14 protein-coding genes are annotated in these 14423 nt (G+C 52.9%); 12 read left to right on the top strand and 2 right to left on the bottom strand.

From position 1 onward, the window contains the following. Positions 1–162: 162 nt before the first annotated feature. Positions 163–528 (top strand): hypothetical protein, encoded by a 366-nt coding sequence (locus BMW41_RS12345; RefSeq protein WP_074650368.1) that lies wholly within the window; start codon positions 163–165, stop codon positions 526–528. Between the two features lie 252 nt (positions 529–780). Here the strand turns inward: BMW41_RS12345 and BMW41_RS12340 are convergent, their stop codons facing one another. Then, positions 781–1659 carry a DegV family protein gene (locus BMW41_RS12340; RefSeq protein WP_074650366.1) on the bottom strand — a complete coding sequence of 293 codons (879 nt, stop codon included), beginning with the start codon at positions 1657–1659 and terminating at the stop codon, positions 781–783. A 202-nt stretch (positions 1660–1861) separates the two neighbouring features. Here BMW41_RS12340 and BMW41_RS12335 point away from each other — a divergent pair, with 202 nt between their 5' ends. Next, positions 1862–2539 (top strand): TetR/AcrR family transcriptional regulator, encoded by a 678-nt coding sequence (locus BMW41_RS12335; protein WP_074650364.1) that lies wholly within the window; start codon positions 1862–1864, stop codon positions 2537–2539. A 98-nt stretch (positions 2540–2637) separates the two neighbouring features. Here the strand turns inward: BMW41_RS12335 and nadA are convergent, their stop codons facing one another. Further along, positions 2638–3555, bottom strand: coding sequence for a quinolinate synthase NadA (nadA, locus tag BMW41_RS12330; RefSeq protein ID WP_074650363.1), 918 nt, complete (start codon positions 3553–3555; stop codon positions 2638–2640). A gap of 362 nt (positions 3556–3917) precedes the next feature. On the opposite strand from nadA, the gene BMW41_RS12325 reads away from it, so the two are divergent. The 10 genes from BMW41_RS12325 (at position 3918) to BMW41_RS12280 (ending at position 14255) form a co-directional block, all read left to right on the top strand. Continuing rightward, entirely contained in the window at positions 3918–5237 is a 1320-nt protein-coding gene (locus BMW41_RS12325; protein ID WP_074650372.1) for an L-aspartate oxidase, read from the top strand. 120 nt (positions 5238–5357) lie between these two features. Further along, a complete protein-coding gene (nadC, locus tag BMW41_RS12320) occupies positions 5358–6212 on the top strand; it encodes a carboxylating nicotinate-nucleotide diphosphorylase (RefSeq protein ID WP_074650361.1) in 855 nt (284 codons plus the stop codon). Between the two features lie 59 nt (positions 6213–6271). Then, a complete protein-coding gene (locus BMW41_RS12315) occupies positions 6272–6829 on the top strand; it encodes a transcription repressor NadR (RefSeq protein WP_074650360.1) in 558 nt (185 codons plus the stop codon). Between the two features lie 21 nt (positions 6830–6850). Further along, the gene (pepT, locus tag BMW41_RS12310; protein ID WP_074650358.1) at positions 6851–8074 is read left to right on the top strand and encodes a peptidase T; all 1224 of its coding nucleotides are present in this window, start codon (positions 6851–6853) and stop codon (positions 8072–8074) included. Between the two features lie 244 nt (positions 8075–8318). Next, the gene (murI, locus tag BMW41_RS12305) at positions 8319–9101 is read left to right on the top strand and encodes a glutamate racemase (protein ID WP_074650356.1); all 783 of its coding nucleotides are present in this window, start codon (positions 8319–8321) and stop codon (positions 9099–9101) included. A gap of 303 nt (positions 9102–9404) precedes the next feature. Then, positions 9405–10163, top strand: coding sequence for a LamB/YcsF family protein (locus BMW41_RS12300; RefSeq protein ID WP_074650355.1), 759 nt, complete (start codon positions 9405–9407; stop codon positions 10161–10163). A gap of 28 nt (positions 10164–10191) precedes the next feature. Next, positions 10192–11445, top strand: coding sequence for an NRAMP family divalent metal transporter (locus BMW41_RS12295; protein WP_074650370.1), 1254 nt, complete (start codon positions 10192–10194; stop codon positions 11443–11445). Positions 11446–11528: 83 nt separating this feature from the next. Then, positions 11529–12260 carry a 5-oxoprolinase subunit PxpB gene (gene pxpB, locus BMW41_RS12290; RefSeq protein ID WP_074650353.1) on the top strand — a complete coding sequence of 244 codons (732 nt, stop codon included), beginning with the start codon at positions 11529–11531 and terminating at the stop codon, positions 12258–12260. After that, positions 12260–13429 (top strand): 5-oxoprolinase subunit C family protein, encoded by a 1170-nt coding sequence (locus BMW41_RS12285; RefSeq protein ID WP_074650351.1) that lies wholly within the window; start codon positions 12260–12262, stop codon positions 13427–13429. The genes pxpB and BMW41_RS12285 overlap by 1 nt, the downstream gene beginning before the upstream one ends. A gap of 13 nt (positions 13430–13442) precedes the next feature. Beyond that, positions 13443–14255: a putative hydro-lyase gene (locus BMW41_RS12280; RefSeq protein ID WP_074650350.1), complete on the top strand. Its 813-nt coding sequence runs from the start codon at positions 13443–13445 to the stop codon at positions 14253–14255. Positions 14256–14423: the final 168 nt, after the last annotated feature.

Raw genomic sequence — 14423 nt, 5'->3', positions numbered from 1 at the left:
AGAGCAGGCGCTTTTCACTGACGCGATGCGGAGTAACTGATGTTTGGGTGACGTCAGGAATGAAACTTCGAAAAGAAAAACATTCGGTGAGGCGCGGAGACGGCGTCTCACCCCTGAGATAAACGATATAGAAAAAGACATAAGACTTTTGGGGAAGAAAGTATGAGTTTTGAGAAGATTGGAGATATCAGGGTAAGTCAGCTTGGAATCACGGGAAATATTTACACGCATTTATGCGATGATCTGGATATTCTGACCATCGACAAGCGCACGTTTATCAGTGCGGAGCGGTGGTTCATCCGTGTGCCGGTGCTGGATCTGGATTTGCGTTTCGGCGTACTGTTTGAGGGATACGGTACGGATCATCTGCGGTCGGATAAATGTGTCGGGGTGATCACCAAGACCGGTGATTATCTGGAAGATTATGTTTATTACGGGGAAGGAAACCTTGCGCAGGTGCTGGAGGATTATACCGGCAGAAAAGATGTCAACGTCATGCAGTGCGAAGTCTGGAACTACGAATGGTAGCGCAGCAAAATCGGAGTGTTTGAATGGAGAGGTCCGTCCGGAAGTGGAAGCCGGATGGAGATTTGGAAGACACTCTGTAATATATACAACATAAGGTGCGGCGCATCTGCTGGGATACCAGCGGATGCGCCGCACCTTATGTTGTATTACAGGAAAGTTCTCCGGATTGTCCCGCTTGCGGACTTTGTTATGTCAAAATCCCGCAGGAAGGGGAACGTTGCGGATACTGTAACGCCTGATGCAAAGGACCGGTTAAACAATATTCCGGTTGCCGAGATAGCAAATGCAGGTCATACCCGGACCGGTGTGGGCACCGATGATGGGGCTGAGAGACGTGATTCTTGTTTTGGCGTTCGGATTGATGTCCAGAATCATGTCACGGATCTTCTCCGCGCGCTCGATGTCGTCTGCATGACAGATGATGACATCATCGGCGATCGTCTGCTCGTGGCTCTTTTCATAGAGAGAAGCCATGTATTTCAGCGCTTTTGCGATACCGCGCTGCTTGGAGACGCCGGTGAGGGTTCCCTCGTCGGTGATCTTCAGAATCGGTTTGATGTTGAGCATGGTTCCGGCAATGGCACTTGCCGCAGAGATTCGGCCGCCGCGGCGAAGGAAGGAGAGGTCATCCACAACGAACCAGAAGACCACATCGAGAGCGTGATCGCGCAGAAATGCGGCATTTTCCTCAAGGGACATGCCCTTTTCACGGTTGCGGACCGCGAGGATCAGAAGCAGGCCCATTCCGCCGGTTGCGCCGAGCGTATCGACGATCTCGATCTTTGCGTCCGGGTGTTCGTCGAGGATGGTATTTCTGGCGGTCAGCGCGGACGTGTAGGTATTGCTCAGGCCGGACGAAAGGGAAAGATAAATGATGCCTTTGCCCGCTTCGATATCGTCCCGGAACGCTTCCTCGTAGTGGAACGGGGTGATCTGGCTGGTTTTCATGACAACGCCTGCGCGCATTTCGTCATAATAGGCTTTCATCTCATCGTCGTTCAGCGGGCGCTCCATGACGCGCTCGGCACCGTCTGCGGTGTAGTGCATCGGGACAATGTGGACATTTCCATCATTCAGCACATCGGCCGGCACATCGACCGAGGCATCAATGTAAATCTCATATTCAGACATAGGTGACTCCTCATGTAATATTCTTATTTTTGCACGGCTATTATTTTCCAATGAAATGAGTTATAATTCAACATCATGAATAGTATCAGATGAGTAAAAAACAACATAATGTCAAATAAATGTTGAATAACAGGGAGAGAAAAAGAAAAATAAACTGCGTTATGCGGAGGGAAACACTGCATTGCAGGGAGAAGGAGAAAAAATGATCGAACAATCTGCGGACAGGGAGGGACGGGGACAAAAGCACCGTGACCGGCGCACGGACCGGACCAGAAAGGAAATTCTCTCGGCGATGTTCCGGCTTCTCGGAAGAAAGCCGCTCAGTCAGATCACCGTGACAGAGATTGCGAAGGAGGCCGATATCAACCGGAAGACATTTTACACATATTATGCGAATCCGGCGGCGGTGCAGGACGAGATCGAGGATGAGCTGGTGCGGCAGTTCGGAGCGGCGATCCACGATATGGATCTGGAAACACTGATGCGCAGGCCGGAGAAATTCTTTATGATGCTGGCAAAACTGGTGGAGAAGAATCTGGATTTTTACGGGGGACTCCTGACCAAGGAAGATCTGAGTTCGGTTCTGGTGAAGGTTATGGCCATGCTGAAAGCAACATTTGTGGAACGGTTCGGAGATCAGGAGTACATCGACCGGGAGCATTTTGATATGGTGCTGGACTTTGCGGTGGCAGGACTCGTGGCCGTGTACACGGAATGGTTTCTGCAGAAACAGAAACGCCCGTTGGAGGAGGTCTCGGAGGAACTGGCGGTTCTGATGTTTCAGGGAGCGCTGGGACTGGTTCAGAAGATACAGAAAAACACGCCGGCTCCGGATCTTTCGGGTGGACCGGAAGAGAGCGGAGACTGGCGTGAAGTGTGAGACTGCGGTTGCGCGGTGCCGTTGAACCGGCGGAGGAAGGACACACCGAAATGTCAGCCGCCGATAGGTCGGCCGCAGGTATGTCGGCCACAGGTATGTCAGCCGCCGAGGGCGATCATGCGGTCAATGCAGGCTTTCGCACCCCGGATGACGTCATCGGAAAGCGTGATTTCCTCGCCGCCTTTTCCGGCAACGATGTTGTAGAGATCGACGAGTGTGGTCATCTTCATGTTATGACAGACACATTTCGGGGAAATGGAGTAGAACTGTTTCTCCGGGCAGTCAAACTGCAGGTGCTGGACAATGCTCTGCTCGGTGCCGATGATGAATTCTTTTGCATCGCTCTCTTTGGCGAATTTCATGATGCCGGTGGTGCTGCCGGCGTAATCGGCCTGTGCAGTGACCTCCGCAAGACACTCCGGATGGACCAGAAGAAGGGCGTTCGGGTGAGCGGCTTTGGCTTTGGCGACATCGCCGGCGTTCAGACTCATGTGGGTCGGACAGCCGCCCTTGAAGAAATGGAAGGTTTTGTCCGGACACTGAGCCGCGATCCAGCCGCCGAGGTTGCAGTCCGGGATAAAGAGGATCTCTTTTTCCGGCATGGAACGGATGATCCGCAGGGCGGAGGAAGAGGTGACACATACGTCAACGGCGGTCTTCAGCTCCGAGGTGGTATTGATGTAAGCGACAACCGCCGCGTTCGGATACTGTTTTCTCAGCTCCAGTACAGTTTCACGGTCCATTTGCTGCGCCATCGGACACCCTGCCATCGGATTGGCCAGATAGACGTTTTTTTCCGGTGAGAGGGTTTTTACGGTTTCCGCCATGAAACGCACGCCGCTCATGATGACATTTTTCTGCGGCGCCGTGGAAGCCTCGACGGCGAGACCGTAGGAATCACCGACGTAGTCGGCAACTTCCCATATATCGTGACTCTGATAGGCATGTGCGAGAATGCATATGTCTTTTTCTTTTTTCAGACGGATGATTTCATCCTGAAGTTCTCTTGTGGTCATATTGTTCTCCTGTGTGACGCACTGGGGCTGACCGGTGCGGAATGATGAGTCTGCCGTCTGCGGAAAGCCCCGGCGGCCTGTGCGGTTTTTTTGGTCCGCACAGCATGATGCGTATCGCTGAAAGAAAGTTTACAGTCACTCATTATAGACAGCGGATATTTTACTGTCAAGACAGTTGACAATGAATATATTTACAACTGACTTGTCAGTAAAGAAAAAGGGTGCTATAATCCGGCATAGTTTCAGCCGTGTTCCGCGCAGACCGCATATCCGGACTGCGGTGCAGACGGACAGCGTATCCGGGCAGCAGCGCACACGGCAAACAGTCAGCTTCGGCGGAACAGCCGGGTTTGGAGGAGAAAATGAAGACGGATGTATTGATCATCGGATGCGGATGTTCGGGACTTTATTGCGCGCTCAATCTGCCGCGGGATATGAAAATCACCATCATTACGAAATCGGATCTGGAGAGCAGCGATTCCTATCTCGCGCAGGGCGGAATCTGCATGCTGAAGGATGACGGTGACTATGAGAGTTATTTTGAAGATACGATGAAGGCGGGACACTATGAAAATGACCGCCGTTCGGTGGATATTATGATTCGGTCATCCCAGGATGTGGTGAAGGATCTGATCGGCTACGGCGTCCGTTTTGCGCGGAATAATGAAGGCGCGCTGGAGTTTACCAGGGAGGGATGCCATTCCGAAAAACGGATTCTCTTTCATGAGGATATCACCGGAAAAGAAATCACAAGCCATCTTCTCGAACAGGTCAAAAAATTGGACAATGTCACCATGATGGAATATACAACCATGGTGGATCTGGTCTCGGTAAACAATGTGTGCTATGGGGCAATTATCCGCAGAAAAGACGGTACTCTGGAGAAGGTTGAGGCGGATGAAACCGTGTTGGCAACCGGAGGAATAGGCGGACTATATCGCCATTCGACAAACTTCCGCCATCTGACGGGAGATGCTCTTGCAATCGCCATCCGCCACGGCGTGGAGCTGAAGAACATCAATTACGTGCAGATTCATCCGACGACATTTTACAATGCGAAATCCGAGGACCGGAGTTTTCTGATCTCGGAATCCGTCCGCGGAGAGGGCGCAAAGCTCTACGGCAAGAACATGAAGCGCTTCACGAATGAGCTTCTGCCGAGAGACCTGCTGACCCAGGAGATCCGGAAGCAGATGGAGAAGGACGGAACCGAGTTCGTGTGGGAAGATCTCCGGACAATTCCGGAAAAAGAACTCCGGGAACATTTCCCGAATATCGTGGAATATTGCAGGAAAAACGGATATGATCCGCTGAAGGAATGCATTCCGGTTGTGCCCGCGCAGCATTATTTCATGGGCGGCATCAAGGTAAACTACGAGAGCGGAACGAGCATGGAACAGCTCTATGCAGTCGGTGAGACCGCATGTAACGGTGTTCACGGAAAGAACCGTCTGGCCAGCAACTCACTTCTGGAAAGTCTGGTGTTCGCAAAGCGGGCGGCGCTGGATATCGAACAGAAGCGGGATATGGTAAAGAAAGATCCGGCGGCCTTTGAGATGGTATGTCTGGATGACTACCGCAATGAAAAAGAACTGCAGAAGAAATACTCCGCGATGGTGGAGGCAAAGATCGACGAGGCAAACGGCGGCCGGGAGAGCGGCGCGGCGTATCGCGCCGTGTAACTGCGGGGACAAAGGGAAAATGCTGTAAATGACAGGAAATCGCCCTGGAAATCCGGGGAAAACGGACGAGGATGATTTCGGTGATATTAAGAGAAATACAGTGAAAGGGACAGCACGCATATGTTGGATACAGTAACGATGAAACTGAATGCGGATCCGCTCATTCTGAGCGCACTGCGGGAGGATATCACGCAGGAGGACGTCTCGACGAACAGTGTGATGCCGTTTGAAAAGAAGGGAAGCGTTGACCTGATCTGCAAAGAAGACGGGGTGATCTGCGGTCTGCCGGTGTTTGAGAGAACATTTCACCTTCTGGATGCGAAGACGGAAGTGGAGTTTTTTACAAAGGACGGGGATGAGGTAAAAAAAGGCGATCTTCTGGCAGTGGTGACGGGAGATATCCGGGTGCTTCTGTCCGGTGAGCGCACGGCTCTGAATTATCTTCAGCGAATGAGCGGAATTGCGACGTATACCCGGCAGACAGCGGCGCTGCTGGAGGGAAGCGGAATCCGGCTTCTGGACACCAGAAAGACGACGCCGAACAACCGTATTTTTGAGAAATACGCAGTCCGTGTGGGGGGCGGAACCAATCACCGCTACAATCTGTCCGACGGCGTGATGCTGAAGGACAACCATATCGGAGCTGCCGGCGGCGTGAAGGAAGCCGTCCGGATGGCAAAGGAGTATGCGCCGTTTGTCCGCAAGGTCGAGGTGGAGACGGAGACGCTGGAACAGGTGCGCGATGCGGTGGAGGCCGGCGCGGACATCATTATGCTGGACAACATGGATCACGATACGATGCGGGAAGCCATCGGAATCATTGACGGAAAAGCGGAGATCGAGATCTCCGGAAATGTCACCCGTGAAAGCATCGAAAAAATCCGTGATCTTCCGGTGGATTTCATCTCCAGCGGAGCGCTGACACATTCCGCGCCGATCCTGGACGTTTCTCTGAAACATCTTCACGCAATCTGATACAACTGAAAAACGGCAAAGTATGGTATGATACTGAGTATACAGACAGGAGGTGCGGGATGAGCGGAGAAGAGAGACGAAGAGAGATTCTTGAAGCGCTGCTTGGCAGTGAACGCCCGGTATCCGGCAGCAACCTTGCCCGGCAGTTCAATGTGAGCCGGCAGGTTATCGTGCAGGATATCGCACTGATCCGGGCGGAAGGAAAGGAGATCTACTCAACCAACCGCGGATATATTCTGACAGAAAAAAAACGTGCGAGCCGGGTTTTCAAAGTGTTCCATACGGACGAGGAAGTGGAGAATGAACTTTCGCTGATCGTTGATATGGGAGGCTGTGTGGAGGATGTCTTCGTTTACCACAAGGTTTATGGCATCATACGTGGGGAATTGAATATCCAGTCACGCTATGATATCAAACGGTATCTGGAATCCATCGGCGCCGGGAAATCCAAACTTCTGAAGAACACGACATCCGGTTATCATTATCATACGGTCACAGCGGAGTCGGAAAAAATTCTCGACATGATCCAGACAAAACTGGAAGAAGCTGGATTTCTGGCAATGCTACAGGATTATGAACCGGTGGATTTCTGGAAAAAAGCCGAACTTCAGCCGTGAGGATCCCGGGAGAGAAAAGATATGGATGTTTTGGAACGTTTTATGGGCTATGCGCGGATCAGCACACAGTCCGCAGAGGAGAAGGAGAGCCAGCCGTCCACGGCGAAGCAGTTTGATCTGGCCCGGGTGCTGGAAAAGGAATTGATCGGGATGGGAGCGGCGGATGTCCGGCTGACGGGGCACTGCTATGTCTATGCGCGGATCCCGTCGACACTTCCGGAGGGGATGAAAGAGCGGCATAAGGTCGGTTTCATTGCCCATATGGATACCGCGCCGAGCGCAAGCGATGACCATGTCACTCCCCGCGTTGTGGATAATTATGACGGCGGAGATATCGAACTCGGACACGGAAAGGTGCTCTCACCGAGGCATTTTCCGAAGCTTCTGGAGGCGGTGGGATGCGATCTGTGCGTGGCGGACGGAAGAACGCTTCTCGGTGCGGATGACAAGGCCGGAATCGCGGAGATCATGGCGATGGCGGAATATTTTCTCACGCATCCGGAGATTCCGCACGGGGAGATCGAGATCGCCTTTACACCGGATGAAGAGGTGGGCCGCGGAACCGAGAATTTTGATATTTCGGGATTCGGTGCGGATGCCGCATATACGGTGGACGGCGGAACGCTCGGAGAACTGGAATACGAGAATTTCAACGCGGCAGAAGGAAAAGTGCTGATCCATGGCGTGAATATTCATCCGGGTGAGGCGAAAGACAAGATGATCAACGCGCAGCTTGTGGCGATGGAATTCAACCGGCTTCTTCCGGAGTGCATTCCGGCCAACACCGAGAAACGGGAAGGATTCTTCCATCTCTGCCATATGGCGGGGGATGAGAGCGAGTGCCGCATGACGTACATTATCCGCGATCACGACAAAGAGAAGTTCGAGGAAAAGAAACGTCAGTTCCGGGAGGCGGCGGATACGCTGAACCGGAAACTGGAACCGACGGATGCGTCGGTCGAAGTTTCGCTGCGCGATGAGTATTACAATATGATCGAAAAGATCCGGCCGCATATGGAACTGGTGGATGCGGCGGCCGAGGCGTACCGCGATCAGGGGATTGAGCCGGTGTTCGTGCCGATCCGCGGCGGAACCGACGGCGCCATGCTTTCCTGGAAAGGGCTTCCGTGCCCGAATCTTTCCACCGGTGGAGAGAATTATCATGGAATCTACGAGTATCTGAATGTGAATTCGATGCGGAAAATGGTGGATGTGCTGGTGAGTCTTGCACAGAAACTGGCCTGAACGGTCTGTGGGAATAAGGAAGGATAAGATCGGGCGCCGGTCCGTAATTCGGGCGGCCCGTCATGGCAGCTCCGGGACAGAGCAGGGACTTTGGAAAAACGGTAACGTGGAACGGCGATTTGTGCTATAGTAGATCTGCGTTATCGTTTTTTTGCCCGTATGAGCTCTGAACCCATCCGCGCGGGAAACGGATCCGGAGCAAAGAACGGCGTTTATCATCAGATTCTCATGGAGGCATATTGTTTTGACAGAGGATTTCAAGGGATATATCGGTGTTTTTGACTCGGGAGTCGGCGGCATCAGCGTGCTGAAAGACTGCACGGCGCTTCTCCCGAATGAGAATTTTGTCTTTTTCGGTGATTCTGCACACGCGCCCTACGGCGAGCGGACGGTAGAGGAAGTTCAGCAGCTGACGATGAACATGATCCGGCCGATGGTGGAGCGGGGACTGAAGGCAGTCGTGATCGCCTGCAACACGGCGACCAGTGCGGCAATCAATCTGCTGCGGGAGACGTTCACGGAGATTCCGGTGATCGGCGTGGAGCCGGCCTTAAAGCCGGCGACGGAGGATGACCGGAACGAGCATATTATGGTCATCGCGACACCGGTCACACTGAAACTGGAAAAATTCCAGAAACTGGAGCGCACATACGGCAAGGATGCGGATGTGACGGCAGTTCCGTGCCCGGGACTGGCGGGAAGGATCGAGAAAGGCTGTCTGGACGCCCCGGATCTGAAGGAACTGATGCAGGAACTTCTCGGACCGTACCGCGGAAAAGTGGACAGCGTGGTTCTCGGATGCACCCACTATCCGTTTGTTCGCCGGCAGATCCGAGAGGCGCTGGGCGATGTGCGTTTCTACGACGGCGGCGAGGGAACGGCCCGCGAACTGAAGCGGAAGCTGGAAGAATACGGACTCCGGTCCGATTCGGCCGGGGAGGGAGAGGTTGTCTTTCTTTCCAGCAAAGAGACCGCGGAAGAAATCGCACTGTACCGGACATTCTACCGGATGGACACAAGAGAATAAGAAGCGGAGTCTGATCCCGGAAGCGGCAATGTGCCGCTTCCGGGATTTTTCTATGATACAAAAAACGTTCCGCGGGGATGCGCCCGCCTGCAGACGTTAAAATGCTAAAGCAATAAAGTTATTTTTCTTTTTGTAATCTTTAAAATTGTACTGAATAAAGATTATTGTCTGTTATACTATAACAAAATGCAAAAAAATACAAAAAGTTTTTAAAATAGAGATAAAAATTTGGAATAATGTTGTATAATCAATATGGTTTTGGGAATCAAAGGATTCCGGATATGGTAGAAGGAGGTTAGGGTTATGTATCATGTTGATTTGAACAGTGATCTGGGCGAGAGCTTCGGAAATTATACGATCGGAATGGATTCGGAAATTCTGAAGTATGTCACCTCGGCTAACGTAGCATGCGGATACCATGCGGGTGATCCGGTGGTAATGGAGAAGACGGTTCGCCTTGCAAAGGAGAACGGGACAGCAGTCGGCGCACATCCGGGTTTTCCGGATCTGATGGGATTCGGACGGCGCCAGATGGTTGTGACACCGGAAGAGGCAAAGGCTTACATGAAGTATCAGATCGGCGCACTTCTGGCATTTACCGGAAGCTGCGGAATTCCGATGCAGCATGTAAAACCGCATGGCGCATTTTACAACATGGCGGCAAAAGATCCGAAGCTTGCCAGAGCGATGGCGGAAGCAGTCTATGAGATTGATAAGAACATCATTTTCATGGGTCTGGCCGGCTCTGAGATGATCAAGCAGGCGGAAGAAATCGGACTCAAAACTGCCAGTGAGGTATTTGCGGACCGCGCGTACAATGACGACGGTACATTGGTTTCCAGAAAGCTGCCGGGGGCAGTGATTCATGACAAGGACCTTGCAATCTCCAGAACCGTCCGCATGGTGAAAGAGGGGAAAGTAACCAGCGTAAACGGCGTGGATATTCCGATCAAGGCAGATTCCATCTGTGTTCACGGAGACAATCCGTCCGCTTTGGAGTTTGTAAAGAATATTCGCGAGACACTGGAGAAAGAAGGAGTAGAAGTCAGAAATTTAGGTTAAGGTGAGTCATCACGGAAAGGGGAAACATATGGCAGATAACAATGCAGCTGTAAAATCGAAACCGCCGGTCCAGTCCGGCGGAAAGAGCATGACAGCCCTTCTGGGCGCGGCATTTCTCATGGCAACCTCGGCGATCGGCCCGGGATTCCTGACACAGACCGCAAAATTCACCGGTGAGTACGGCGCGCTGTTCGCACTGGCAATTATCACCACCATTCTTCTTGATGTTACCACGCAGCTGAATATCTGGTCGATCATCGGCGTGTCCGGCATGAGAGGCCAGGATATTGCAAACAAAGTTGTTCCGGGACTGGGTGTCTTTATCGCCATCCTGGTTTCCATCGGCGGACTCGTCTTTAACATCGGCAATGTCGGCGGCGCAGCCACCGGTCTGAATGTTATGTTCGGTCTTCCAATTCAGGCAGGCACAATCATCGGCGGTGCAATCGGAATTCTGGTATTCCTGTCCAAGGATGCGAAATCCGGAATGGACCGTCTGACCAAATATCTCGGCTCCATCATGATCGTAGTCGTTCTCTACGTTATGCTCCGCTCTGCACCGCCGGTCGGAGAGGCAGTGGCAAGCGTCGGAAAACTGAATCAGTTCCCGACACTTGTATTCCCGATCATCACCCTTCTCGGCGGAAGCTGCGGCGGATATATCACCTTCTCCGGCGCACATCGTCTTCTGGATGCGGGATACTCCGGCGTGGATGATCTGAAGCAGTTCCGCAAGTCCGTAACCATGGGTGTGTGCGTATCCGGAACCATGCGTATCCTTCTGTTCCTTGCCGTTCTCGGCGTTGTCACCGCAGCACCGCAGATCGTCGGAACCGACTCCTGGACCGCATCTCCGCCGGCAGCAGCATTCCAGGCAGGCGCCGGAAACATCGGACACTTCATCTTCGGTATGGTTATCTGCTTTGCGGCGATCACCTCCATCATCGGAGCTGCTTACACGTCCGTTTCGTTCCTGAAGACCCTTCATCCGTTTATCATGAAGAATGAGAAATGGTTTGTCATCGGATTTATTTTTGTATCTACTGTCATCATGACCTTCCTCGGCCAGCCGGCAACCCTTCTGGTTCTCGCCGGATCGGTCAACGGTCTGATCCTTCCGATCACACTGGCTGTCATTCTTCTGGCAAGCCGCAGAAAAGACATTGTCGGCGCGGATTACCGTCATCCGACGGTCCTTCTGGTTCTCGGCGTATGCGTCGTTCTGCTGACCGGTTATACCGGCATCAAGGCGGTTCCGACGATCCTGACCATTTTCGGATGATTCTGACGATGAATTGACATGACATGTTGCCGGCGGAAGGACCGGACGTCGTTCCGCCGGCAGGAAGGATAATATAAGAAAAAATGAGTAATGTGAGATATCTTCTTGCGGGCGACAGCAGTATTGATGTGGAATTCGGAAACAGCATCAGCCCCGAGATTAACCGTGATATCCGTGCGTTCAACATTGCGGTAAAAAAGAGCGGAATTCCCGGAATTATTGAGACGATTCCGACCTACCGCTCGCTTCTGGTTCAGTACGATCCGGAGACCATCCGGTTTCATGAACTGACGGAGCAGTTTGACAAGCTGATGGGAAGTCTGGATTCGATTGAGATTCCGCCGCCCACCGTGATTGAAATCCCGGTTCTGTACGGAGGAGAGGAAGGACCGGATCTGGCAAATGTTGCAGAGCACAACGGCATTTCCACCGATGAGGTCATCCGTATTCACACCGGCCGTGATTATCTGATCTATATGCTTGGATTTGTGGCTGGATTCCCGTATCTGGGCGGCATGGATAAGGCGATCGCGACACCGAGACTGAAGAGCCCGCGCGTGCGGATTCCGGGCGGAAGCGTCGGCATCGCCGGCGAGCAGACAGGAATCTATCCCATCGACTCTCCGGGAGGCTGGCAGCTCATAGGAAGAACTCCGCTGAAACTCTATGAGGCAGAGCGGGAAAAACCGGTTCTGCTTGAGGCGGGACAGTACATCCGTTTCCGTGCCGTGGACCGCGCGGAATATGATGCGATTCAGAAACAGGTGGATGACAATACCTATCAGTATGTGACATACAACAGGGAGGAACAGTAATGGGAATGAAGATAATGACCGGCGGTTTCCTCACCACAGTGCAGGATCTGGGACGAATCGGATATCAGGAGACCGGAATGGCTGTTTCCGGCGTGATGGATCAGCACAGCGCAAAGATTGCGAACATTCTTGTCGGCAATGACTGCGGCGAGGCTGTTCTGGAAGTCACGATGATGGGACCGTCCATTCAGTTTACGGAAGACAATGTGATTGCCGTGACCGGCGCGGATCTCGGCTTTGCGATCAACAAACAGCCGGCGGCAATGTACCGCGCCCTCTCCGTGCATGCGGGGGATATTCTGGAATTCAAAGCTCTGAAGACCGGACTTCGCGCATACATCGCGTTTGCGGGCGGACTCGACATTCCGGTGGTGATGGGAAGCCGTTCCACCAATCTGAAATCCAAAGTCGGCGGCTTTCAGGGAAGAAAACTGGAAGCAGGCGATGAGATCGGATTCCGCGCCCCGGTTCGTGTGATGGACTACATGGAACGGCGTGTCGCGGAGACCGAGATTATGCCCACGAAGGAGATCGAAGTCCGGGTCATCATGGGACCGCAGGATGACTGTTTTACCGAAAAGGGGAAAGAGACGTTCCTGAATTCGGAATATGCGTTTACCAGTGAGCTGGACCGTATGGGATGCCGTCTGGAGGGCGAAGTCATCGAGCATGTGGACGGAGGAGACATAATCTCTGACGGCATCACCTTCGGAGCGGTGCAGGTGCCGTCCCACGGAAAACCGATCATCATGATGGCAGACCATCAGACCACCGGCGGATATACCAAGATTGCGTGCGTAATCACGGTGGATCTCCCGAAAGTGGCGCAGGCGAAACCGGGCGTAAAGCTTCGCTTTAAGGCAGTCTCGATTGAGGAGGCACAGGAACTTCTCCATGAGGAGAACGTTCGTCTTGCTTCGCTTCGTGATTCGATCGAAAAAGAAAAGAATGAAGAAACCATCCGCTTTAAGGATGCCGGAGCACTCGGATCTGCCGCGCCGGAGGTACAGGCCGCAGCGAAGGCTGCCCTGACGGCGGCGTTCCGTGAGAATGCGCTTTCACCGGCCGGAGATTATATTTACTGGGTGCCGGCAGGCACTTTCCGGATTCGTGTCGGAGAAGAGGAGTTTACCGTGGAGCTGGAGAAGGAAACGTTCGGACTCCGATGAAAGGAAGGGACTTATGAGAAAAGATTACAGTCAGACGTCACCGGAGGAGATCTGGAAACTGATCCGTGCGGGCGAGATCGATTATCCCACCGCCGGCATGTGCGCGGGGTATGCGCAGGCCAATCTGGTGATTCTTCCGAAAAAATATGCGGATGAATTCCGTGAGTTTGCAAAAAAGAATCCGAAGCCGTGCCCGATTCTGGAAGTGATTGAGGGAACGCCGGATGTACATGATATGGGCGAAGGAGCCTGCATCACAACCGATGTTCCGCGCTACCGCATTTACCGGAACGGTGTCTTTACGGATGAAGTGACGGATGTCTCCGAATACTGGACAGAGGATTCCGTGGCATTCCTGATCGGATGCAGTTTCTCATTTGAAGAGGCGCTTCTGAAGGCGGGAATCGATGTCCGCCATATCTCCATGGGCTGCAATGTCCCGATGTTCAAGACCAATATCGCCTGCGGAAGTGCGGGTGTGTTTGAGGGACCGATGGTTGTCAGCATGAGACCGATGACCCCGGAGAATGCACAGAAAGCGAAGGAGATCACGGACCGGTATCCGAACGTTCACGGCGGACCCGTTGAGATCGGCGATGCCGCCGCCATCGGTGTCAGGGATGTGATGAAGCCGGATTACGGTGATCCGGTGGAGTTTAAGGAAGGCGAGATTCCGGTATTCTGGGCTTGCGGCGTCACACCGCAGGCGGCGATCGAGAACGCGAAGCTTCCGCTGGTCATCACACATGCGCCGGGCCATATGTTTATCACAAACGTCAGGAACGCGGAGCTGAATGATTATCTTGAGGAAAAGAAACAGAAGTAAATAACGGATGGAAATCCCCATATTAAACGCAGCCGCATCTCCCGGAGATTCCGGAGAGGTGCGGCTGCTCTTGTTTCATGGTGCTGTCGCATTAGTTGATTTTTCAACTGGTGCGCAGCACCTTTTCGTATGCAAAATCAGCGGCTTTCGCCGCTGATTTTAAGTTTA

The organism is [Clostridium] aminophilum (assembly GCF_900101295.1).
GTDB classification, from domain to species: domain Bacteria; phylum Bacillota; class Clostridia; order Lachnospirales; family Lachnospiraceae; genus Clostridium_R; species Clostridium_R aminophilum_A.
The sequence above is the reverse complement of the archived record's forward strand: the minus strand, read 5'-3'. Positions and strand labels throughout refer to the sequence as shown.